General features: G+C 41.4%; 14 protein-coding genes. 3 read left to right on the top strand and 11 right to left on the bottom strand.

Annotated elements, in window-relative coordinates; genetic code table 11:
• Positions 1-28: 28 nt before the first annotated feature.
• The 4 genes from ACLCDV_RS10030 to ACLCDV_RS10015 all read right to left on the bottom strand — a co-directional run bounded on the left by ACLCDV_RS10030 (position 29) and on the right by ACLCDV_RS10015 (position 8,700).
• Positions 29-2,893, bottom strand: a complete 2,865-nt coding sequence (locus ACLCDV_RS10030) for a TIM-barrel domain-containing protein (protein WP_411973576.1) — start codon at positions 2,891-2,893, stop codon at positions 29-31.
• Positions 2,894-3,075: 182 nt separating this feature from the next.
• Positions 3,076-7,086 carry a two-component regulator propeller domain-containing protein gene (locus tag ACLCDV_RS10025; RefSeq protein ID WP_411973575.1) on the bottom strand — a complete coding sequence of 1,337 codons (4,011 nt, stop codon included), beginning with the start codon at positions 7,084-7,086 and terminating at the stop codon, positions 3,076-3,078.
• Positions 7,087-7,628: 542 nt separating this feature from the next.
• On the bottom strand, positions 7,629-8,219 hold the full coding sequence (locus ACLCDV_RS10020) for a YdeI/OmpD-associated family protein (protein WP_411973574.1): 591 nt from the start codon (positions 8,217-8,219) through the stop codon (positions 7,629-7,631).
• Between the two features lie 148 nt (positions 8,220-8,367).
• Positions 8,368-8,700 carry a hypothetical protein gene (locus ACLCDV_RS10015; protein WP_317667286.1) on the bottom strand — a complete coding sequence of 111 codons (333 nt, stop codon included), beginning with the start codon at positions 8,698-8,700 and terminating at the stop codon, positions 8,368-8,370.
• A gap of 366 nt (positions 8,701-9,066) precedes the next feature.
• On the opposite strand from ACLCDV_RS10015, the gene ACLCDV_RS10010 reads away from it, so the two are divergent.
• Positions 9,067-9,996 (top strand): metallophosphoesterase, encoded by a 930-nt coding sequence (locus ACLCDV_RS10010; RefSeq protein WP_411973573.1) that lies wholly within the window; start codon positions 9,067-9,069, stop codon positions 9,994-9,996.
• A 110-nt stretch (positions 9,997-10,106) separates the two neighbouring features.
• Here the strand turns inward: ACLCDV_RS10010 and ACLCDV_RS10005 are convergent, their stop codons facing one another.
• The 5 genes from ACLCDV_RS10005 to ACLCDV_RS09985 form a co-directional block, all read right to left on the bottom strand.
• Positions 10,107-11,876 carry a RagB/SusD family nutrient uptake outer membrane protein gene (locus tag ACLCDV_RS10005; protein ID WP_333575443.1) on the bottom strand — a complete coding sequence of 590 codons (1,770 nt, stop codon included), beginning with the start codon at positions 11,874-11,876 and terminating at the stop codon, positions 10,107-10,109.
• An 11-nt stretch (positions 11,877-11,887) separates the two neighbouring features.
• Entirely contained in the window at positions 11,888-15,133 is a 3,246-nt protein-coding gene (locus ACLCDV_RS10000; RefSeq protein WP_411973572.1) for a SusC/RagA family TonB-linked outer membrane protein, read from the bottom strand.
• Between the two features lie 379 nt (positions 15,134-15,512).
• Entirely contained in the window at positions 15,513-16,289 is a 777-nt protein-coding gene (locus ACLCDV_RS09995; protein WP_313182945.1) for a phosphatase PAP2 family protein, read from the bottom strand.
• 196 nt (positions 16,290-16,485) lie between these two features.
• Positions 16,486-17,757, bottom strand: a complete 1,272-nt coding sequence (locus tag ACLCDV_RS09990; protein WP_145327434.1) for a glucose-1-phosphate adenylyltransferase — start codon at positions 17,755-17,757, stop codon at positions 16,486-16,488.
• A gap of 251 nt (positions 17,758-18,008) precedes the next feature.
• The gene (locus tag ACLCDV_RS09985; RefSeq protein WP_411973571.1) at positions 18,009-18,467 is read right to left on the bottom strand and encodes a hypothetical protein; all 459 of its coding nucleotides are present in this window, start codon (positions 18,465-18,467) and stop codon (positions 18,009-18,011) included.
• A gap of 255 nt (positions 18,468-18,722) precedes the next feature.
• Here ACLCDV_RS09985 and ACLCDV_RS09980 point away from each other — a divergent pair, with 255 nt between their 5' ends.
• Positions 18,723-19,313 carry a methyltransferase domain-containing protein gene (locus ACLCDV_RS09980; protein WP_411973570.1) on the top strand — a complete coding sequence of 197 codons (591 nt, stop codon included), beginning with the start codon at positions 18,723-18,725 and terminating at the stop codon, positions 19,311-19,313.
• Position 19,314: 1 nt separating this feature from the next.
• On the opposite strand, the gene ACLCDV_RS09975 is transcribed toward ACLCDV_RS09980, so the two are convergent.
• Positions 19,315-20,847 (bottom strand): SulP family inorganic anion transporter, encoded by a 1,533-nt coding sequence (locus tag ACLCDV_RS09975; RefSeq protein ID WP_411973569.1) that lies wholly within the window; start codon positions 20,845-20,847, stop codon positions 19,315-19,317.
• A gap of 101 nt (positions 20,848-20,948) precedes the next feature.
• Here ACLCDV_RS09975 and ACLCDV_RS09970 point away from each other — a divergent pair, with 101 nt between their 5' ends.
• Positions 20,949-22,481: a DUF3943 domain-containing protein gene (locus ACLCDV_RS09970; RefSeq protein WP_317667295.1), complete on the top strand. Its 1,533-nt coding sequence runs from the start codon at positions 20,949-20,951 to the stop codon at positions 22,479-22,481.
• A 40-nt stretch (positions 22,482-22,521) separates the two neighbouring features.
• On the opposite strand, the gene ACLCDV_RS09965 is transcribed toward ACLCDV_RS09970, so the two are convergent.
• Entirely contained in the window at positions 22,522-23,970 is a 1,449-nt protein-coding gene (locus tag ACLCDV_RS09965; protein WP_411973568.1) for a L,D-transpeptidase family protein, read from the bottom strand.
• Between the last annotated feature and the right edge of the window lie 35 nt (positions 23,971-24,005).

Here is a 24,005-nt window from a genome sequence, read left to right as displayed (position 1 = left end):
ATGTCTTGATTTATAAATTGGTTTTTTATTATTTTAATTTGACCTGCAAGGCTTTGCCTGTATAGGTTACCACTGTTGATTTTGCTGATGAAACATCCAGTCCGACGGCGTTGCTGTCGCTGACAAAAATGATATTGAACTTTCTTTTGGTCAGCATGCCGTCGAAATCTCCCTGACGGCTGGCCAAAGACAGTATTTGTGCAGAATTGTCATAGCTGAAATCAATGCGGCTATATTTCCCTTTTTCATAATTATAATTGCTCCCTTCGTCTTCATAGAGTGAAAACTGACCGTTTGCTCCGGCATAGATATAAAGATCCAGCACATCCGGCTTTTTCTCGGCCGTATACTGCATGACAGGCCCAATGGGTACTATTGCTCCGGCTCTGACATAAACAGGGATACGTTCGTATGGTGCTGCCACAACCAGATCCTGCCCGCCTGCTACCATCTTGCCACTGTATAAATCATACCAGCTGGCTCCTTTTGGAAAGTGTATCTTTCGTGAGGTCGCTCCTTTTTCAGTGACTGGACTGATGAGCAAGGATGGTCCCCAAAGGTATTGGTCGTTGCTCTGGAATCCATCTTTGTCCTGCGGGAAATCCATGGCAAGTCCACGTATCATCGAATAGTCTTCAAAAAAAGTCTTCGCGGCAAGACTATAATTATAGGCCAGTAATTTATACCGTAGATTGATCGCATAGGTCATGCTTTTATAGGCCGGATGATCCACAGGAGCGATATTATACGGCTCGCGGTAGGGATATTGTCCATGCGCCCTGAACAAAGGCAAGAATGCCCCGTATTGGTACCAGCGGCTATTTAACTCGCGCCACTCCTCCAAGTCCGCCGCATTCGGTTTGTGAAACCTATTTTCAACCAAAAAGCCACCCGCATCCATGGTCCAATAAGGTGTCCCGGACATCGAGAAATTGATACCCCCCGCAATCTGATCTTTCATGTCATGCCATCTCGAAGCAATATCGCCGCTCCAGGCCGCCGCCGCATAGCGCTGCTGCCCTGCAAAAAAAGATCGCGTCAGAATAAATACCCGTTTGTTAGGGTCTGTTTCACGCTGGCCCTCATAGATACCCTTGGCATTTTGCAAAGGGAACGCATTATAATAGCGAACAGATGACCCTATACTCGGCTGAAAAACCGATTTACGCTCATCCAGATCAATATTGGAGTGAATATCTGGTTCGCTGGCATCCATCCACCAGGCATCGATCCCAATTTTGAACAGGTTGTTGTCCAACAATTTCCAGAACCCGTCGCGTGCCGCTTTGTTGAAAGGATCATAAAATGTCGAGGTATAGCCCTTTCCGATCCAGTCTTTTCTGCCATCATAAATATTTCGTGGATAGATCCATTTGTTGGCTTTAAATTCTTGGTAGACGGAAGACTCTTCATTGATTTTGGGCCAGGCCGAAATCATGATCTTAAAGTGCTGATCATGCAGCTTCTTCACCATGGCCTGAGGATCTGGGAAACGCTTTACATCAAATTTCTGGCTCCCCCAGTCATTTTCAGCCCAGTAAGACCAATCCTGCACAATATTGTCGATTGGAATCTTACGTTTGCGAAATTCAGCTGCGACCGCTTCAATTTCCGCTTGCGTCTTGTAGCGTTCTCTGCTCTGCCAAAATCCGAAGCTCCAAAGCGGCATAATCGGTGCCTTGCCGGACAAGTGGCGATAACCTGCAATGACCTCATCCATTGATGCCCCCTGAACAAAGTAATAATCAATGGCATCGCCAGCTTCCGAATTAAAGGAAAATACATTTTTACGCGCTTCTGGGATAGGGCTCTGCCAGTTTAATGTAAAATAAGATTCCCCTCCATCTGGTATCCATTCCATGCGGATCTGGTGGATCTTATCTTTCTGGAGGTCTCTCTCAATCTCAAAGGTACCTGCATTCCAGGATTGACGCCAGCGGTCGGCGACCTGCTCCCCATCAATCCAGACTTTCATATAACCCGAATATTTAAAATGCAGCACATGTTTGCCTGTGTAGGGCGAAGAGAAACTTCCGGCATAGATGACTTTGCTTTCGGCCAGATTTACGCCCTTTGGAAACTTGTGCTGATCTGTTAGGTAGCCATAGTCAATGATCGATTCCGGCCGGGATAGATAAACCTCTTCGCCTTTGTTCCGGTTTACATAGGTTGCTGTGAGCCACCCCGGTTCACCTTCTTTTGACTGCAGCTTAAACGCATTTAGGGGCAATAACGGCCGCACGTCGCCCGCTTTTGTAATGGAGTAATTGTGCCATAAAATACCATAGTTATTGGTGGACAGTAAAAAGGGGATTCCGATTTCGGTATTATATTGCAGCAGCGAAACCTGTTTTCCGCGGTTATAGTTCATCACCGCATTCTGATGTTGGCCGAGTCCATAGATCCCTTCTTCCGCATTGACAATAAAGTCTTGGTTAATGTGATAAAATGCATCACCTTGATAACTATTGGCTAAGAAAGAACTTGAATTCCGCTTTGCTTCTTTAAAGATGGATTGCCCCTTAAGATCAAAAAATTCCACTTTACCATTTATTAAGGAAACCACTGCCTGCATATTGGCCGTTTGTACATTTACCGTCGAGTCGGTCGAGCTTACCGCAAGTGATTTTACTTGCCGGCGCAGTGAATCGACGATCACTAAGCTTGTTTTTCCCGGTAAGGCTGCACCAGCCGGAACAGCTGTGACACGCACAATTTTGTCGGTTACGACATCCAAATAAATATCCTGATCAATGGAGGTCTCCGAATTTTTGAAGCTGACCTTAATACCAGAAGGCATTTTTTCATAATGAGCTTTATTGGCTTGGCTAAATCCCTGCTGCACGATTGCGAAGAGCATCAAACCACTTAAAGCGTACGTTAAGTTGCGCATTTAAATAAGATTTATTGGTTATTATATTCCCTTGGTTATTACGTGTCCTTTCCTATTGAAAGAACAGATCAAATATAAAATGCAACCGGTTGTATAAGGGGTATGTTTTGTTAACTTTTAGGGGTTATTTTGTTAACTTATGCGGTAAGACATGCAGACGACATTGCCACTATACCACTTATTTATAAGCTTTTTCGATAAAAAGACGGCAGGTTACCAAATGCAGATTTAAAATATTTGCTGAATTGTTTCGGATTTCCGAATCCAACTTCATAAGCGATTTCAGCCATCGATAATTTCGAGTTCTGAACCAGATGCATGGCACGCTTGAGCCGTATATGTCGGATGTATTCCATCGGTGAATAGCCTGTGATGGCAAGCACCTTTTTATAAAGCCCTACGCGGGTGAGGTTCATTCTTTTGGCTAGCAGTTCGACAGAAAGCGAAGAGTCACTGAGATCCTGCTCAATTTCCTTTACAAGCAAACGGATAAACTGTTCATCAGCAGATACGATATCGGGCTGCTCCAGATTAACGTTGATCTGTTTTTTATACCGTTTTACCAACGTCTGCTGCTGATGGAGTATCTGCGCCAATTTTGAACGCAGTAGACTGATATTAAAAGGTTTGTTTATATAATCTGTTGCACCGGCCTGTAAGGCCTCCAGTTCAATCTTCTGATTGACTACCGCAGTTACAATCAGCACAGGGATATGAACCAACTTAGCCTGGGCTTTTATAAAGCGGCAAAAATCCAGTCCGCTCTCTCCAGGCAGGCTAAGATCCGTGATGATAAGATCGACCTGCTGCTTGCTTAGGATCAATTTTGCATCATTAATACTTTGTGCAGCGTGAATTAAGTAGACCGAACTCAGGGTTCGCTCCAAGTAATGAAGGAAGTCAATATCATCTTCCACCAATAAAATAGCGGGTTTATCCTGCTTACTGCTTTCGACGGGATCGGCGCTCGCTACGGCCTTATTTATGGGCAGCTGAACATTAAATGTCGTCCAGTGCGCATTGCTGCTCAGCCTGATATTTCCATTCAAGAATTCGACATAGTCTTTGACAATAGAAAGCCCGATGCCTGTACCTTGATTCAGTTTTCCATTTGGCACATCCAGTTGTATGTAACGTTCAAAAACGCGGGCTTGTAAATTTTCGGGAATCGCTATACCCTGATTTTGAACTTCAATACACAGTATCTTTTCTGTTTCTTGTTCAGTGATTTCGGCATGGAATGCCACAATGCCGGATACTGGGCTAAATTTGACCGCATTTGACATCAGATTGAAAATAATGCTTTCCAATTTGTTTTTGTCAAACCAGGACAGATATGTGTCTGGAGCGATATTGACCTGCAACGAGATCTGATTACTTTGAGCTATCCCGGCGAAGGCATCGAGCTGTTCGCGGATAAATCCCATGAGGTCCCCATACTCTTCATTCAGTTCAAGTTCACTTTTCTCCAATTTTCTAAAGTCCAGCAGCTGGTTGACCAATTTAAGCAGGCGGTCTGCATTCTTCTTGATTAAGTTTAGGTCGGCTTTTTTTTCTGGATGCTGTTCTTCATCCAGCAGCTGCTGTGTTGGGGTTAGAATCAAGCTGATCGGAGTCCTGAATTCATGGCTTATATTGGTAAAGAAACGTGTTTTCAACGCATCCAGTTCCTTTGCCTGTGCAGCCTGTTCCTGAGCGAGGTAAAGTTGATTACGCGTCCTGACACGCAGTTTTGTCAAATAAAAATAAGCCCATAGGACGACTAGTATCAAACCGGCATAAAAAAGAAAGGCCATTGTTGAACGCCAAAACGGTGGCTGTATATCGATTGTCAAAAGTAGTACACCATCTGACCAGCTACTTGAATCGATAGCATGCCGTATATACAAGCTGTAGCTACGGGTGTCCAGATTGGTAAAACTGGCCCGCATGGTTCCCGGTTCAAAATCAAACCATTCATCACTTAGACCAGCAAGCTGATATTGGTAGAGTCCATTATGTTGCTGTAGGTAGTCAAAGGTTGAGAACTCCAGCGAAATGGCATTGAGGTTGTACGGAAGCCTCAGTTCCTTAAGATTATTCAGGGCTTGATCGTAAATGACCCGGCCCGAAAATTCTTCACCTACGGCTACCCGCTTGTTGAATAAATAGAGATTGGACAAAAGCGGCAAGATCAGTTCACTTTCGCGGCTAATTTTCGCAGGATCAATAAAATTGAACCCCTTTGGCCCACCAAAGACAAGCCTTCCGTCCCGCATTTTTAAAGCAGCGTTTTCATTGAATACATTCCCCTGAAGGCCCAATTCCTGCGTAAAATTGCGGATGATAAACTTCTCTGCCTGTCCTGTACCGACAATCGCCGACAGGCCTTTGTTTGTGGAAGCCCAAACATCACCTTGATCATCGACCAAGAGTGCCAGGATTGCATCGTCGCTAAGCCCATCTTGCTGTGTAAGATAGCTTATTTTGGTACCATCGATTACATGCAGTCCCTCTTGTGTCGCTACCCAAATACGACCAGTTTTATCCTCTTTGATATCATAAATTAGATCATTCATGAGTTTCATAGGCGAACTGGATGTATTGATATAGGTAATCTTCTCGTCGGGGGCCAACAATGCCAATCCTGTAGCTGTGCCGATCCAGAGACGTTTTTTTGAATCCTCAAATAAAACAGAGATATAATTGCTGTTGATGGTTTGGCCCTGCCGTGTATATGTTTTCGAAAACTGTGCTGTTTTTTTATCAAACAGGTACAGGCCGGTACTTAGCGTTCCTATCCAAAGCCGATGTTGACTATCTTCATAGATCTCCCATACACTATCGTCGTTCAATTTCCCGGGGGCCGAGTCACGGTGGAAAACCTTAAAACTTTTGCCGTCAAATCGACACATACCACCTCGATAAGTTCCTATCCACAGCCTGTCTTCCGCATCCAGCAATAAGGAAACAATCACGTTGCTGCTCAAACTATTGGGATCCTGAGGATCATGCAGGTATTGCGTAAAGGTTTTCTGACTGAGATCATAATAGAGCAATCCCCCACCATTTGTCCCAATCCAGAGATTACCCTTTCGATCCTGTACAAACTTATTGACGTCGTCAAAGGGAAGTGATTTGGGAAGTCCAGGATAGTTCTTGACTAAGGAGAATAATAACAAGTTGGGATGATAATAACTGATGCCGCCTTTGTATGTTCCCGTCCAGATAATACCTGACTTATCCCGATATAAAGCCGTTATGCTATTGTAAGGTAGGCTTCGTAAATCATATTTATCGTTACCGATGATTTGTACACTTTTTGTTTTTTTATCATAAACATTGATCCCACCATGGTCAGTTCCTAGCCAGAGGTGCCCTTTATCATCTTGCACGATATTGCCTACAAAAGGATTGGATAGTTCTTTTTGGAGATGTTGAATTGATCCATCTTTCGGGTCAAACCAGTATACACCGATTGGAATATCCTTTGAGAAGATCCATATCGCCCCATCCTGATCGGCAAATAGATTATAATTTACCAGCTTATTGCTGATCGGCAATAAGCTGGCTTTGGTACTTTGAAGTGATTTCGTATCAATATGGCCCAGCAGGCCATTTTCGTAGATTACCCAGATCGTGTGGCCTTGCCCAGCTATCACATCGGCGATTCGGTTGTTTTTGGTCAACGGCGGTACAGTACGATAGGTTTTCTTTAGGCTATCGTACAAGATCAGCGAACGATCGCTATACAATAGTGCAAAGATCTGCCCTTCCAGCTGTCTTATCGTATGTACGTCTTTGACGGGCAACTTTAAGCGGGTCAGTATGGAATCAAGCTGCTGGATGATAATACCTGAGCGCTGATCATACACATTCATCCGGTTGCTGGTACGAATCCATACATTGCCTTCTAGTCCCTCAAAGATTGCGGAAATCGAATTTCCACTCAGCCCGGTACGTTTATTGGCAGAATAGCGAAAATTTGTGAATTGCGCCCCATCAAATCGGCTCAGGCCAGATTCGGTACCAAACCAAAGGTAATTATACTTATCCCGGAGTGCGCAATTGACATGATTATGGACCAGGCCCTGATCAGAAGTTAAGGTTTTAAACGCATACGTATTGACCTGGCTCCAAACTGAAGATTGCCCTAAGAAAAGGAAAAGAAAGAGTTGGAGATACGCGTATAAAAAAGACTTAAGCTGCTGCATTGGTTATCATCTCCCCAATGATACAAAAATTGAGCAAATACAGCAAATCAAGTTGCTATTGATATAAGCTTTAACATGGTCTTTTGATCGTTTCATCATTATATAACACGCACTATCACCGCTTATCATATTCCCAATATAAAAAATGGCATTATTGAGACAACTATTCTTTATCCCCCTAACCATGTTACCACATTGCGATCATGTTCGTAAGTTAAATCGGAATAGTACCATTTTTACAGGGATATAGCTAGGGGTTAACAAGGGTTTACCCCTGTTATACCCCTGTTAACCCCCTGTTATCCCCCTGTTAAACCCCTACTAATAGTAGAACTGGTATAAATTAATTAATACGTTTTGTAGGAAAAATTGAAGATCAGTTTTACAATGAAGCGCTTCCAAAAGATTGCTATTAAATAGCCATGAAAATAGCACTATTTAAACAGCCCTATCAGGCAATAGAATTGGTAAAACCAGATGTTTAGATCTGACCAAAAATTCTTTATTTACCACTCGATATAGCAGTTCAAAATACTGGAAACTTACTGAAATTGCTTAGGCCTGTCTTTTTCAGCCGCCCTTGCCACGATCTCATCAATGCGTTTTTTGCGGGTATCTGGTCTTTTGGCAAGAACAATCCATTGCAACATCATTTTTTTGACGGATTTACTCAATCCAAGAAAATAATCTTTTGAACCAGCGTAATGTTGAAATGCTTCATCCAAATCCTGGGGAATAATTAACTCTTCCACACTGTCCAAAATTGACCAGGAGCCATTTTCTTGTGCTATTTTTATAACCTCATGCCCCGCTGGAGTCATCAGATTCCCATCGATTAGTTTTTTAACTTTTTCTTTGTTAATTTTAGACCAGGTACTATTGGGTTTTCTTCGGCTAAATAACTGCATGAATGAATAGGCATCAATCGGTCTCCGTGTGCTATCAATCCAGCCAAAACACAATGCTTCATCCACAAGTTCAGTCCAGTTGACCACCGGTAAATTTGATTTTTTAGTATTACAGATCACCCAAATTGATTGTGCTATGTGATGATTGTTCTCAAGCCAAAATCGCCATTCTTCTTTTGTATTCAGGTAAATAGTGGCTCTCTCCGCCGCATTCTGTTTGATCATTGATATCGTTTTTTAGTCCTTACTGGTATGGATAAAATTTGTCTATTGTGAAAATACGTTTTTTTTGAATACTAGTCATCCATGTTTTGCACACAACGACCAGCTTGTCCTATTGACAACCTCAAATTATTCAGCAGCATTTTCATTCTTAAATTTTAAAAATATATCTTTTGGGAACTATTAGAAGTATTAAGAGTATAACAATCTGTATACAGATGACAAAAAATAAAATAGTTTGTGTTCGAAAAGCGAGTTCAGAGACCCGTTTTGCATTTCCGCGCCGTAAATCGATCTGATTTTTCAGCAGATGCTTTTCACAGCTGTCAATATCAGCCCGCTGCTCTATTTTCCATTTTTCCTCACTTGCCAAATGATTATTTTTCGTAGGCGCCAAGTCGATAGCATCGAATAGCGTAAAAAAAAACCAGCAACAGCCAATAATGGTAATTAAAGTCAAGCTAATCAGGATTTTCTTTATCATACGTATTTATTTTTGCTCTTCGTTTCAAATAATAAGCCTTTAAAAAATTATAATCAACACAAAAGTTAAAACCTTTTATTCGTTAAACATCACAATCGCCAATTTACAGTATTACAATAGCTAAAAAATCGATAGTTTATATGTGTTGGCAATCATTTATAATTCGTTAGTGATCCATCAATTTACACAAACGTTTGTGTATTCAATTTACTTGAATCTCTAATTTATTCTCAGTATACTCGTAATAACATTATAATCAATTACTCAGAACGGCGGTTCAAAAATAGACTAAACAGACCGTAAAGGAACATTACCGGAATACAGACTAATATATTCTTATAGCAATATATTTTAAAACGCTAAAAAATGAAACAGATTGGCTTAAAAATCAAACGGGAATGGAAGTTTCTTTCCATATTCGTTATCTGCTCTTTACCCAGCTTATTCAGCATGGCACAATCCAACACACCGGTCCTCCGTATCGGTATCATGGCCGATATGCAATACGCAGACAAAGCAGACCACGGTAGCCGTTTCTACCACAATTCATTAATGAAGGTCGATACGGCTGTAGACTTCTTCAATCGCAATAAGGTCGATTTTTCATTGATTCTTGGCGATCTTGTCGACGAAGGTCCAAAAGATCTACCTATACTGATAAAACATCTCTCCCCTTTAAAAAAACCGACTTATTGTCTACTTGGAAACCACGACTATGTCAACGTATCCAAACCAGATCTTTTGCACACTACTTTTGGGATGCCAGCTAAATACTACGCATTTACAAAAGGAAAATGGCGATTTGTTTTCTTAAATACGAATGCGCTCAGTGAATATGCCACAACGCCCAATTCAGCAGACCAACATGAATGGAAAACCCTAGTGGATAGCCTACAGACAAGCGGAAGGAAAAATACGCAACCCTGGAATGCCGGGGTTGACCGTAAACAACTCAAATGGTTGCAAAACGAACTTGCCCAAGCGCGGAAAAACAAAGCGCATGTGATTGTATTGACACATCATCCTTTATTGCCAGAAAACGGCTATGAAACACTCAATAACCGGGCAGTTCTTGATATACTATACCAATTCCCCGAAGTTAAGCTGGTACTTTCCGGTCATCATCATAAAGGCAATTATGTAATGGCAAATAATATTCCTTTTGTAACCATAGAAGGTATGATCGAAACAGCTACCAGCAATGCCTATGGACTTTTGGAACTCTATCCGAAAGAAATCAAAATCAAAGGCCAGGGTAGACTCAGTTCAAGAGTTTTTAAATTATCATCCAAATAAGGCTCAATCGGGCGATTAATAAACTCACCATACATGAGATTTAAATAAAACACCCGCAACGGCTTTAGCTGTTGCGGGTGTTTTTTATTGAATGGGTTTAGACAAAAATACTATTCCATGGTTGGATTAAATGTACCGCCCCAATCTTTATTCTGCTTGATATTTGGGTTCTTGTCAATGACCGACTGCGCGACGGGAAAGAAATAATAGGTATCGGGCACCAAATTCACTTTATTTCCTGTACTTGGCACCTGCAAGACGCTATATTTGAACTGATTTTCTTTCAATGTGTATGTTTTGGCCAATGCATTGGCATCATCCAGATTCATCTCGGTTCCATTTGAATTTATTGCTATCGCTTCAACTCCATGTTTGGTTGTATTGTTCAGTATATTGAGCTTACGTAACCTTCTTAAATCCCAAAAACGATGTCCCTCAAAACAGAACTCAATATTACGCTCTGCCAAAATAGCTTCACGCATTTGTTCCTTCGTGGTTGCTGTTATGCCATATTTATTGTCTGCGCCCGGCTCGATTCCCGCTCTTTTCCTAATCTGTGTAACCAGGTCTAAGGCTGTCGCAAAATCTCCTGTTTCATTTGCCGTTTCAGCATAATTCAATAGGACCTCAGCATAGCGCATCAACACAAAGTCGACATCATACTGAGTTTCCACTTCGGTTTGCTTTAATGACAGTTTGGAATTTTTTAAGATAAAAAAACCACTATATCGATCCAAATTGGACGATGGAGTTTTTGCCTTCGGGTTAATGCCAAAGTCATCTAAAGCCGGAGCAATACCGACAGAAGTGTATTGTCTTTTGCCAGTCTTGCCAGAAACTTCATAGATTTTGGCATTCCACACAATAGACTTGTCAAAACGCGGATCGCGGTTTTCCCAATAGGATTGTAAAAATTGATCTTCTGTCTTATGGTATTTACCCGCTTGATCGGAATATAGCTTTCCATCTTTCATTGGAAAAGCTTTTACAAATTCCCAGGATGGAACGGAACCTGCCGGCCCTCTACTTTCGGATCCCGGACGTACACCATTATCCCAATTGGCAACTTTATTTGGATAGGTATTAATCACAGCAAAAACAACCTCTGGCCCCTTTTCTACCAGCGCGATATTGGAATAATCTGAAGTCAAACTATAGCCATCCGCCTTAAGCTGATCATAAGCTAATTTATTTGCGGTATTGGCCTCCTGCCAATAGGCATTTCCATAAGGATTGGAAGGGTTAAACTGTGGAGAAGCCTTATATAACAATACCTTTGCTTTAAAAGCGGCTGCAAAATCACCATCAATTTTCCCATAATCTGCCGTTCCTTTTGCAATTGTTTTTGGCAATTGTGAAATAGCCTGATCCAGATCTTTAACGATCAGCTCAAAACATTCTTTTGTCGAATTGCGGGGCACATTTAGATCATCATTTTTTAGGTCTTGCGGTACAGTAATATAAGGAACACCGCCGTGGATCCTGACCATGTTAAAATACATAAAGGCACGCATAAACAACGCTTGGCCAATCACCGTTTTTTTAAAGTCATCTTTTAACGAACTACTTTCATTGACTTTCTGTATGGCCGTATTGATTTTCCGGATGGTCGTATAATCCCACGATTTGTAAGAACCATTGTTGACGGTAACCGCATCCAATGGAAAAGCGATCCCGATTAGTTGTTCCGAATTTCCGTCCGCACCAGAATTCCAGTTACCAAATAGTGGATATAAATTGGCAAGATAGCCGTTCACTAGATTTGGATCAGCCCATACCTTAGCTTCATCCAGCGAATTGAGGTCCTCAATGTCCAATACGTTTTTACAGGAGGACATGCACAAGGCCAATGCAATTAAAGGATAATATATTTTTTTCATCTTTTTTTCATTTAAAATTTAACATCAAGTCCAAACGTAAAGGTTTTCATGACTGGATAAGAATCATACAGCTTTTGTTCGGGATCATGAAACTCTTTCATTGGCGAAAAAACAAACAAATTGGTTCCATTAAAAAACAGATTGACATCTTTCACACGCAATTTCTCTGTCACGCTTTTCGGCAATCGATAAGAAACATTAATGTCACGTAAGCGCAAATAGGCCCCATTTCTTATCCAGAATGACGAAGGGGCTGCACCGGATTCGGCCCAGCCTGAGTACCCCGTTGGTCGCGGATATTTGGCGTCGGTATTATCCGGTGTCCAAACATCGGAAGCCCAAATTGGATAATACGGACGGAAGGTATCACCGTGCTGGCGCATTCCACCACCTTCTTGATTACTGATCATGCGATCATAAGCAAGGACTCCCTGAAATAAGGCCGAGACATAAAAGCCCTTCCAGCTCGCATTGAATCCAAACCCATAATTGATGCGCGGGGAATTATTGTCCGACAATAACTGCAAATCGTTATCATCAATTTTCCCATCCGGACCACCTGAGTAATTTGCTCCCTGAATATCTTTATATAAGATCATCCCAGGAAAAGGATCCCTTCCGTAGGTCTTAAATCCTTTTGCTTTCAACGCATCAGCTTCAGCCTGTGTCCTAACCAAACCAAGGGATTCTAAGCCGATTATTCTATTCTCAGGTCGTCCAATTCTGGAGCGAAAGTTCTGCGGTTGGCCCGACGCATAAGAAGGTTCTTCGTCAATGATGTCCCAACGGTCTTTGGCATACCCCAGATTGGCATTGAGACCATAAGCCACTTCACCAACCTTGTCATTCCAGTTAAATGAAATCTCGCCGCCTTTATAACTTCTCGCCGCATAGTTTTCAGGAGCAAGTGCACGACCGTAATTGTCAGGAACCTTCAGCGATCTTGGACCAAGAATATTGGTTTCCTTGCGTGAAAACAGATCAAGGCTACCGGTCAGCTTATTATTAACAAATCCAAAATCTAAACCCAAGTTGACACTCTTAGAAGTTGTCCAGGTTAGATTTTGTGTTGGGGTTGCACCATATGCAATACCATTATAATAGCGGTCACCAAACATATAGCCGCCCGAGGTGGTGTACTTTTCTAAATAACCAAATTGCCCGATTCGATTGGCATTGACATCCAAATCGTTACCCGTTGTACCATAAGAAGCTCTGAACTTCAAATCCGATATCGTATTTTTTATATCCGTAAAGAAGTTTTCGTCCGACACACGCCAGGCTGCTGATACTGAAGGAAAAAATCCCCAGCGCTTATCTGTCGGGAATAATGGTGAACCATCATAACGAAAAGAAAACTCCGCAATATATTTATCCGCATAATTGTAGTTGGCACGCCCGATGATACCACGTCTCGAATCGATCGTTTCATTGGCCGTTGTCGACCTGAAGTTGCGATCTGTAGGATAAATAAACATTTGATCCAGGGCTGTAATTGGATTTTCTGCCCGTGAAGTGACATAAGTCCCTCCTTTTTTGGACTGTTCATACACCAATGTTCCGTCTACGGAATGTTTACCAAACTTGCGGTTATAGTTTAAAAACCAGTTTACCTGATATTCCCACAATCGTTGTGGACTGTAATCCATGAAAGGCTGGCTCTGACTAAAAGTAAAAATATTAATATTAGCTTCTGATGGCGGAGCTGGTATAAAGCGGTTGTCATTCGGGTTTAAAGAGGTAAAGGTATAGTTCTTTTGAAAACTCATATAACGCTTGCGCATATAGTCTTGAGCAATGTAACTTCCTACAACTTTTGTCGAAAGGCCCTGTACCAATTTATCCAGCTTCAAGTTTAGGGTCATAATAGGATTGACCTGCCGCACTTTACGGTCTATATAGCGATCTCCGATGACCTGATCGATCACATTCCACGCCTGCCAGCTTCCCATAGGGGTCTGTACAGGAAAAGCCGTTGGTGTATTGCTTGGCGTTCCATCTGCATTCAGGTAAAAAGGATACATCTTTGGCCAGTTGAATGTAACACGGTAGAAATCGGATACATCAAAATCATCATCATTGGAAGATGTGCTAAAGGGCCAAAAAAAGCGCTTCGAATTCGTCTGGTTGGCTGAAATATTAAAATCCATGCTAAAATCTTCAGTAATCTGCGCGGAGATATTGCTCCGTAGGTTAAATTTCTCATGATCCAAAGATTTATAAGATCCATTTTCTTTACGGTAGCTCAGCAAGCTATAATAAGTAATTTTGTCGCCCCCCCCATTAACCGATATCGATTGTCGATGTGTAAACGGATTGCGCCAGATAACGTCATTGGCATTGTAATTTTTGTCCTTGAAATAATCAAACTCTTTTTGTCCATTTGGGATGGAAAGACCACGAAATTCGGCGACCCGGTTTTGATAGGTGAGTTCATCTTTCGCAGTGGTTAAGTTAGCTAGGAGCTCCTGTGTTGGTGTATTGAAAGTATAATTACTTTGTACATTAAAAACTGGTGCTTGCGCTGTTCCTTTTTTTGTCGTTACTACCACTACACCATTACCGGCCCGGGTGCCATACACTGCGGCAGTTGCAGCATCTTTTAAGAAGGTCATTTGGTCAACCTCGTTCGCTTCAAGCACATCGAATGCAGCTTTATCGCGAACCACGCCATCAATTACATAGAGTGGTTCGGCAAAACTCCCCCGGATACGCAAGCTCGACGATGCTCCGGCCATCCCCGAAGTATTGGTTACGTTGACTCCCGCGGCTCTACCGGCGAGTGAATTGGAAAGATTTGAACTGGGGATGTTTTTTAACTGTTCTGCATTGACGGTAGCCACCGAACCGGTAATATTTCCTTTCCGCTGCTTACCATAGCCAATGATTACGACCTCTTCAAGTGCTTGATCACTCGAAACCATGACCACATTCACATTACCTGTGGAAACGGCCACCTCCTGTTTTGTAAACCCTTGGTAGTTCACGACCAAAACATCACCACGCTTAGCACGAATAGAAAAAACACCTTGTTGATTGGAGGACGTTTGAACGGATGTTCCTTTGACGGTGATGGTAGCACCGGCTAATGCCTGACCTTTCTCATCTTTGATGATCCCTGTAACCTGATCTTGATCGACAATAGCATTGATCGGATCCAGATTCAGCGCGTAAGAATCAGGCTGACTAAACAGCAGGCAGAGCCCCAAAAGGCTAATGGGTCTCGCCTTTCCATGAAGAAAAAAATTTCTCATCATAATTACAAATTGGTTTAAAATAATAAAGAACCGTGGGGTTCAACTTTGGTTTATTGACTTTGCATGCCTTTCTTTTTATAAAAAACAGCAAAAGTGGATTAGATTGTCTATTAAATTTAAAAAACAAAATCATATTAACGAAATTAATATGATTTTTTAATCTAAAATTCACAGAAACGTTACATGCTTAAAATAGGGAATGGAAATGCCCGACACGGCAGTCCCGATCTTCAGGTAGGACACCTAAAAACGATAGTGAACCCAGGGATTTAAATCGGATTTATATCCCTGTATGAATCATATCTAGGAAATTTTATTTTCAGGCGAGCCGAATACGATCAATGTAGAGGCTCCGAATGGGGCTAAAAAAAATAAGAGCCTAAAACTGTAAGCTGGCATTTAGACAAAATTGCCGCCCATTATAGGTTGGTAATACCACATAACTCTTTTTTGAATTCTGCAATCGACTGTCTACCAAAGGTAGCAACCAATAAGCGATTTTAGTACTTAAGATACCGACCCCAGCTCCCATAGCGATATCCGAGAACCAGTGCTTGTCATTGTGCATCCGCAGATAACCGGTACCAGCAGCAACAGCATAACCCGCTATTCCGTACCAAATTGACTCCTGTCTGTATTCCTGCCAAAGAAGTTCCGCTCCAACAAATGCAGTGGCAGCATGCCCTGAAGGAAAGGAATTGTTCGCTGAACTGTCCGGCCGCCACACAGGAATGGTCGATTTCATAATTTTCACGGTCGAAGTCATGATAATATTGGAAACTGCTGTTGTGAACAGGCGTTGTTTAAGGTTATGTTTCGCAGGTACCCCGACCGCATCCAGAACAAAAACTCCGGCAGTTCCAGCAAAACGGGTGAAATCGTCCAACTTAATTTTTTGATTGTTCCCTCTCGATACACCGTCTCTAATGTCTTCATCTATCCCTTTTAAAAAGGGATTCCCTTTGGCAACAATACCATAGGTGATCAATCCAACAGGAACAGCAAGTTCTTTGTAAGGAATTTTCTTAAAAAAGTGAGATCCGCTACTCGAATCCGAAGGTTGTTCCAACTGGATCTGCGCAAATGAGGTTACCGGCATTACAAAAAGTAAAACCAGTAGCCAATAAAAAACAATCTGTTTCCTGTAATCGATCATTTTAGCCTTAAAAAATTTTATAATGCGCAAAGATAATATTTATAAACTACCTCTTTGACAGTATTACTCCATACAGCACGACAATATTGGGCATCAATCTCCATTTTATCAGTAAAACAAAGGAAAAAGCAACGAAAGTCTGCTGTTTACACAATTTATATAAACAGCAGTCTTTAACTTCAACATAGATAAATGATCAAAATCCTATCGTAACCCCGTTGGCAATGATAGCATCTTTTTTCACAACAACGATGCCGTCACAGATCATATGCGTATCAAAATCGCCATCATTCAAGCCCGGTCCACCAATGATACGAACGTCATCTCCAATACGGCAGTTCTTATCCAAAATTGCATTTTCAATATAACAACGTTTACCGACGCCTACCGGTGGTGGCTTTTGTGTATTTCCCAATTCCAATACTTCTTCCAATTGCTCATAGTAATCTGTTCCCATCATGTAGGTCGATTTAATAACCGTCCCTTCACCAATACGGGAGCGTATCCCAATAACAGACCTTTCCAGTTTATCTCCATTTAAAATACATCCATCGGCAATTACCGTATTATTTAAAGTCGTTCCTGAAATTTTCGAAGGCGGAAGCATCCGCGCACGTGTATATACGGTCTCATTAAACAAGTTGAAATCCGGAATATCATCCGTTAATCCGATATTGGCATCAAAAAAAGATTTGATGGTCCCGATATCGGTCCAATAACCATCAAATTGATAACTTAACACGCGAAGTGCTTCGATGGCATCGGGTATAATTTCTTTGCCAAAATCCATCCCCGGGTTGGCAATTAAAAGGTTACGCAAGATGTTTTTTGAGAAAACATAAATCCCCATGGATGCCAAATAATGCCTTCCCTGCTTATGCAAAACCTCGGAGACCTCTGAGGTCCAATTTAATACTTCGTCCTTATCGGGCTTTTCGACAAAAGCGGTAATTTCATTCGCTTCATTCGCTTTTAAAATACCAAATCCCGTAGCATCCTTACCATTGACCGGTATAGTCGCAATGGTAACATCCCCGCCATTTTCAACATGGAAGTCAATCAGCTTCGAATAATCCATTTGGTATAACTGATCACCAGACAAGACAAGAATGTAGTCATAATCTACATTCAGGAGATGTTTCTGCGTTCGCCTAACAGCATCAGCCGTACCCTCAAACCAACGATCGCCCTCATTGGTCTGTTCAGCAGCCAAGATGTCAACAAAGCCCTTACTGAAAATGCTGAAATTGTAAGAATTTTTGATGTGTGTGTTCAAAGAGGCCGAATTGAACTGCGTCAGTACGAAGATCTTATTATAGCCAGAATTCAAACAGTTCGAAATCGGAATATCGACCAAACGATATTTTCCAGCTATTGGAACCGCTGGTTTCGAACGTTGCTGTGTCAATGGGAAAAGGCGCGACCCTCGACCTCCTCCCAATACAAGGGAAACTACTTTGTGTATCATACCTCAATCCATTAATTGGTTATAAAATTGTTATCTTCAAGAACAAGGACCTGATCAGGTTTAGTCTCGAGATTCTTTAAATTCAGGTTTAAGAATCCTTATTAAATTAGCAATTTTCCGGATAAGAAGCAAACAACAATTTTGATCACTCATTCTTTTTACAAAAAAATAATTTTCGAAAAACGAGCAGAAACATGCTTAATTTTAACCGATTAAAAGACGATGATGACAAGTCGGTGTCTCCCATAGGTTTAATATCCAAATAGACCAGTGAATAAAAAAAGGCAGTAGATATAGCCAACAAGTAATAGGTTAACACCTATTTGCGGATATTTCTTTTGGGTAAATAACCATAGAATCTCAATAAAGGCATAAATGGACAACGGTGCTGCAAGACTGACGGTCATAAAATAGAGTAAATATCCAGCCCCCAAACCATCATTTTGTTGTTTAAGAATCAAATATGGGACAAGAAGTAGCAGAAAGGCGATGCAGACTACAGAAAATCGAATAAAAAAATGTCGTTTTAGTTTTCTATCCCCTTGAAGAGGCTTATACATAAACAGTATTGAGCCCGATAGATATAATGATAACAACAAATAACCGATATAGTAATGTGCACTCTCCAAACCATTCCAATCTTGATTAGCGTAGGCAAGACCAACAATTAGAAATAAAACAATAAATAAAACTACTTTAATATAATTCATCTAAAAACATCAGGGGATTATCCCTACTAGAGTAATTGAACGCTGTAAATTTTAATATCGTATGGAACACACCTGAATTTCAAGATTTCTCTCCAATACGACATCTTGCCAATCGAACTTTGACCACAATAGCGCAAATCAATTGAATAAAATCAACTTCCGAGCGGATAGCTAAAAGCAATTTTCAGCAAAGAGAAGCACCCTATTGACCTAATATTTATGTAAATTGCTAAAGCATATAGAACAAAAACAGCTATGAATTCTTCACTATTGGATGGAAACTATTGGGATGAACGTTATAAAAACAAAGCAACAGGCTGGGATATTGGCTATGCCTCTCCTGCTATTATCAACTATGCAGCGGAGTCTATCACCAAAGATGCATCTATTCTAATTCCCGGTTGTGGAAATGCTTATGAAGCAAAGGCTCTACTTGACATGGGGTTCCATCAAATTACCTTACTTGATATCGCTCCGACCCTCGTTGCGAAGGTAAGAAAGGAGTTTGCCAATAGCCCTCAGATCCAAATTGTATGTCAAGATTTCTTCCAGCACCAGGGCCAGTACGACTATATAATTGAGCAAACATTTTTTTGTGCACTGGATCCTTCATTACGCCCCAGCTATGTACAACAAATGCATACTTTGCTCAAGCAGCAGGGTATTCTGATGGGCTTATTGTTTAAACGGGAATTTGCACTACAGGGACCGCCTTTCGGTGGAGATCAAACGGAATATCAACAATTATTCGCATCGCAATTTGACATTTTACAGCTGACAGATTCAACAAATAGTATTCCCCAAAGACAGGGAAATGAACTGTTTTTTGAGCTGCGCAAAAAATAGTCTACTTGCCCGGCATGACCCGATAGGTTGGATCTTCCATGATATTGACCTTCACAATGCCCGCAGCATTTTTTAACAAAGAGCGACAATCTTCACTGAGGTGCCACAATTCGATTTTTTTCCCTTGTGCAGCGTAGCGTTCGGTAATTTTGTTGAGTGCATCCACGGCGGACATATCCACCACACGACTTTCCTTAAAATCTAAAATCACGCGCTCGGGATCTTCCAAAACATCAAATTTATCCAAAAAATTAGCTGTCGAACCAAAGAAAAGAGGGCCATAGATTTCATAATGCTTGATGCCCTCGGCATCCAAATATTTTCTTGCCCGAATGCGCTTCGCATTATCCCAGGCAAATACAAGTGCCGATACCACTACACCAATAAGCACCGCAAGTGCCAAATTATGTAAAACCACGGTAATTCCGGCAACAATAATCCCAACGAAAATATCTGATTTGGGAAATTTATTCACAATACGTAAGCTCACCCATTGGAAGGTTCCAATGGCTACCATCATCATCACACCGACCAGCGCGGCCATGGGTATCTGCTCAATAAAAGGAGCACCTACCAAAATAATCACTAAGATGGTCATCGCTCCAATAAAAGAAGAAAGCCGCGTGCGTGCACCAGCATTTAAATTGACCAGTGTTTGAGCAACCATGGCACATCCACCCATTCCCCCAAAAAATCCATTGATTGTATTGGCTATCCCCTGCGCCATGGATTCGCGGTTTGCATTTCCTTTACTCGCCGTTATTTCGTCCACCATGTTCAGTGTCAAAAGCGACTCCACCAACCCTACTCCAGCCATCACCAAAGAATACGGAAAAATCAGCTGCAATGTTTCCCAGCTCAGCGGTACATGAGGTAAATGTAAATGGGGCAATGTCCCACTAACAGAGGCAATATCGACGACTTTTTTGGTATCAATACCTAAAAGAGAAACTAGGCCAAATACAACCAGAATAGCGATTAAAGAGGCCGGAACAGCCTTCGTTATCCGCGGAAATCCAATCACAATCAACATCGTCAGCAGAGTCAATCCCCCCATGATGTATAAGGTACTTCCCGACATCCACTCAGCCCCCTGCCCGGTATTCACCTTAAATTGGACTACTTGAGCCATAAAAATGATAATGGCCAGTCCGTTTAAAAAACCGTACATAACAGGCTGTGGAATCAAGCGTACAAATTTCCCCCATTTAAAAAGCCCGACTAAAAATTGCAGGAGCCCCGCCAAGACGACAGCAGCAAACAGGTAATCAATACCGTGACTTGCCGCCAGGGCCATCAATACAACCACTGTTGCGCCAGCACCTCCGGATACCATCCCTGGCCTACCTCCCAAAATGGAGGTCACCAAACCCATTAAAAATGCTGCGTAAAGTCCCGTCAACGGTGGTAGCCCGGCTAAAATTGCAAATGAGAGCGATTCCGGAATCATTGTCATTGCGACCGTTAATCCTGCAAACAACTCATTCTTAAGATTAATCGATTTTATATTGAATATTTCAAAGGTATGGTTCATTTTTAAATTACTAGAACAGGATAATTGCCGCAAAGGTACTAATCACACAAACACTTTTCCCCTATATTTGTTATTCTTTACAAATTTTATCGCAAAACAGTATGTTCATTTCGATCAAACAACGCATTAACCAACGTCATTATAGTCTTTTAATATGTATCTTTTTGTTGCTTGTCCAGCTCGGGAGTATAGGGCCTAGTAAGGCTGCATTCCTACCAGCTAGAGACTCCTTAATGACTTCAGATAGCCTATTTCGAGCGAAACCTGTCGAAAAATATCCCATGTACCACGATGGGCAACAACGACATTGGAACAATCATCTTATCAACGTAAAACAAACAGACAGTCTATTCGATTACCAAAAGAAGAACTTCTTAAGGGCGGGAATTGAGTGGTTTTCCATCCAAGCTATTCCTGCTTCGGTTAATTACTTCATTCGAAAAGATCCTGTTTCGCATATTTCTTTTAAAAACTTCTTTAGCCATTTAAAACTGTCTGCCTGGACCTGGGACGACAATCTCTTTGCCACAAATCAAATGGCGCACCCTTATCACGGTCAGTTTTATTTCAATTCGTTCCGATCCAACAACTATAGTTTTCTACAATCGACAGCAGCAACCGTAGCTGGTAGCTATATCTGGGAAACTGCAGGTGAAACAGAACCACCATCCATCAATGATATCATCAACACAAGTTTTGGTGGTACTATTTTAGGTGAAATGACCCATAGACTATCGCATCATATTCTTTCGCGCCCGAGTCTGACCAAAGGACAACGTAATAAAAAAGAACTATTGGCCATGCTGATCAATCCGATAAACGGACTCAACCGTCTGCTCGACGGGCGCTGGGGAGATAAAGTAAAAGGTGCGGTGGTCGACAGTTCTTTAGTACACACCGAAGTTGAATTGGGGCTAAGACGGTTTGATGCCAAGGAACATGATATCTTGAATAAAGGAAAGAATGACATCTATGCGCGTATCAAACTGATTTACACCAACGATGATCTAGACAAAAAGAAACCCTTTGATGACTTCTTCCTCAATTTGGAACTTGGATCAGATGATAGTTCCATCGTCAATGCGGTCAATGTGTATGCCTCGTTATACGGTAACCGTATTTTATCCAATTTAACAGGACGTCATCGTGGTATCGTGTCTGCGCATTTCGACTTTCTACGCAATGAAGCCTTTTACTATGGATCACAGAGCATCAATTACAATGTCTTTTCAAACTTCAATATTGGTAGCCGTACCAAGCTGACAACCATCCTTGGTGGTGGTCCAGTGGTACTGGCCGCTGTACCCGATCCTTATCTCCATTTTGGTGAAAGCCGCACATACGATTATGGCCCCGGGGCCGATGTTAGGGCTTCAGCCACATTGAGCACATTAAACCGCTTTAAATTTGGTGTAGATTATCGTGGCGGATATTTTGTCACAATCAGTGGCAACAAATCCCACCATTTTCTACACGCGGTATCCACAAGTGCTTCAATGCGTATCTGGAAAAATTTCGGTGTCAACCTTTACTCCGGTTACTTTAGATTGGAAGGTCATTATCAAGACCATAACAATGTCAACAAAGACTATCCTTTTGTCCGGATAGCACTAGCCTACAACTCTGAATACTAGCGATAAAAAAGGCTTAACTAAATGAGTTAAGCCTTTTTGATTAATTTATCCAATATTTCTTTAACGCTTCCTTCAAACGCGGATCATAACCATATATATCCGGATAAGTAACGATTTTCCCTTCGTCATCCAACCAGGTTGTATAGTAGGTGATATAAACTGGCATCTGCCGTTTAAGTGTTACCCAACGTGATTTTGAGATCGAATCTGTCGTAATTTCTTTTGCAATTTTTTCGGCCTGTTTTTCATTATTGACAAGGTATGACGCCAAATCAACGGGTTTTTCAACACGCACACAACCGTGGCTGACAGCGCGATTGCTCTGCCCAAACATTTGTTTTGCAGGCGTATCGTGCAGGTAAATGGAATAGGGATTCTCAAACAAAAACTTCACATTCCCCAATGAATTATCCGAACCAGGATTTTGTTTAAAACGAAAATTCTCCACAGAATCCGAATTCCAGTTGACCGTTGCAGGGTCCACTTGTTTACCTTTGTAATAAGCCACCATATTGCGCGATGCCAGATAGTTTGGATTGTTTCGAACGCTTGACAATAATTCTTTCTTGACAATACTACTTGGAATATTCCATACAGGATTTACTTGCATGGCATCCAAGACCCCCTGCATGACAGGCGTCTCGTGGTTCTCACCTTTCCGTGTATACGCCGGATTATCTGTTTCACCTACACACACATTCATCAGTTGACTTGTCTTCCCTTCTTCCATAATATGTAAACGCTGTTCAGGTATGTTCACAAATACATATTTCTCCGGAAAAGCATCTCCCATCCAGCGCAATTTTTCCAATACCATTAACACCTGGCTTCGTTGTGCACTGTTTAGGTTCCCGTTTTCCAATAAATCCTGAAATTTGATGTAATACTGATTTTTAGGTTGGATATCGGTCAACACAGTTCCAATTTTTACACTATCCAGCATTTGTACAACTTTGCCATAGCTCATACGCTTTTGAGGAACGAAATATCGTCCATAAAGGCGTTTGGGGTTGACCACACCATATTTTATGCTGCTGATATAAGCCACGAGCCCGTCAGTACTCAATAAGTCAAGTTTGGCCAATAAGGGATAAACTTCAGCAACATCTTTGCTTTTCAGTTTTCGAAGTGAAGATAATGTTTCCTTAATCGCAGTTGTATGGAAATAACTAGTTCGAATACCATGTGCATCACTCCGCTCAAAGTACGTTAACATGGTGTCGATACTACCATCAAAAAGGTGTTCGGCAATTAAAGTCATCCCTTCAGTAGAATCCGATAATTCCTTCATCCAGCTCGGATTAACCAATTGAGATTTTTCCTTGCCATACACTTCACGGAAGACTTTTACATAAGCTGCTGTGTCAAAATCCTTATAGGACTTATTTTCAAACTCTTTCGCCAACACATCGCCATAAGTCGGAGGATTATCTTTACAAGAAAAAAATACTACTGAAACAAATGAAATAAAAACTAAAAATCGTAACATATTACAAATCGTGAAAAAGAAATGGCTTCGCAATA

The sequence above is a fragment of the Sphingobacterium sp. Lzh-3 genome (genome assembly GCF_046764375.1).
GTDB lineage: Bacteria > Bacteroidota > Bacteroidia > Sphingobacteriales > Sphingobacteriaceae > Sphingobacterium.
The sequence above is the reverse complement of the archived record's forward strand: the minus strand, read 5'-3'. Positions and strand labels throughout refer to the sequence as shown.

Bases quoted from the DNA above. Each gene is read 5' to 3' on its own strand.
- ACLCDV_RS10030 (WP_411973576.1), bottom strand. From the start codon at position 2,893: ATGCGCAACTTAACGTACGCTTTAAGTGGTTTGATGCTCTTCGCAATC.
- ACLCDV_RS10025 (WP_411973575.1), bottom strand. From the start codon at position 7,086: ATGCAGCAGCTTAAGTCTTTTTTATACGCGTATCTCCAACTCTTTCTT.
- ACLCDV_RS10020 (WP_411973574.1), bottom strand. From the start codon at position 8,219: ATGATCAAACAGAATGCGGCGGAGAGAGCCACTATTTACCTGAATACA.
- ACLCDV_RS10015 (WP_317667286.1), bottom strand. From the start codon at position 8,700: ATGATAAAGAAAATCCTGATTAGCTTGACTTTAATTACCATTATTGGC.
- ACLCDV_RS10010 (WP_411973573.1), top strand. From the start codon at position 9,067: ATGAAACAGATTGGCTTAAAAATCAAACGGGAATGGAAGTTTCTTTCC.
- ACLCDV_RS10005 (WP_333575443.1), bottom strand. From the start codon at position 11,876: ATGAAAAAAATATATTATCCTTTAATTGCATTGGCCTTGTGCATGTCC.
- ACLCDV_RS10000 (WP_411973572.1), bottom strand. From the start codon at position 15,133: ATGATGAGAAATTTTTTTCTTCATGGAAAGGCGAGACCCATTAGCCTT.
- ACLCDV_RS09995 (WP_313182945.1), bottom strand. From the start codon at position 16,289: ATGATCGATTACAGGAAACAGATTGTTTTTTATTGGCTACTGGTTTTA.
- ACLCDV_RS09990 (WP_145327434.1), bottom strand. From the start codon at position 17,757: ATGATACACAAAGTAGTTTCCCTTGTATTGGGAGGAGGTCGAGGGTCG.
- ACLCDV_RS09985 (WP_411973571.1), bottom strand. From the start codon at position 18,467: ATGAATTATATTAAAGTAGTTTTATTTATTGTTTTATTTCTAATTGTT.
- ACLCDV_RS09980 (WP_411973570.1), top strand. From the start codon at position 18,723: ATGAATTCTTCACTATTGGATGGAAACTATTGGGATGAACGTTATAAA.
- ACLCDV_RS09975 (WP_411973569.1), bottom strand. From the start codon at position 20,847: ATGAACCATACCTTTGAAATATTCAATATAAAATCGATTAATCTTAAG.
- ACLCDV_RS09970 (WP_317667295.1), top strand. From the start codon at position 20,949: ATGTTCATTTCGATCAAACAACGCATTAACCAACGTCATTATAGTCTT.
- ACLCDV_RS09965 (WP_411973568.1), bottom strand. From the start codon at position 23,970: ATGTTACGATTTTTAGTTTTTATTTCATTTGTTTCAGTAGTATTTTTT.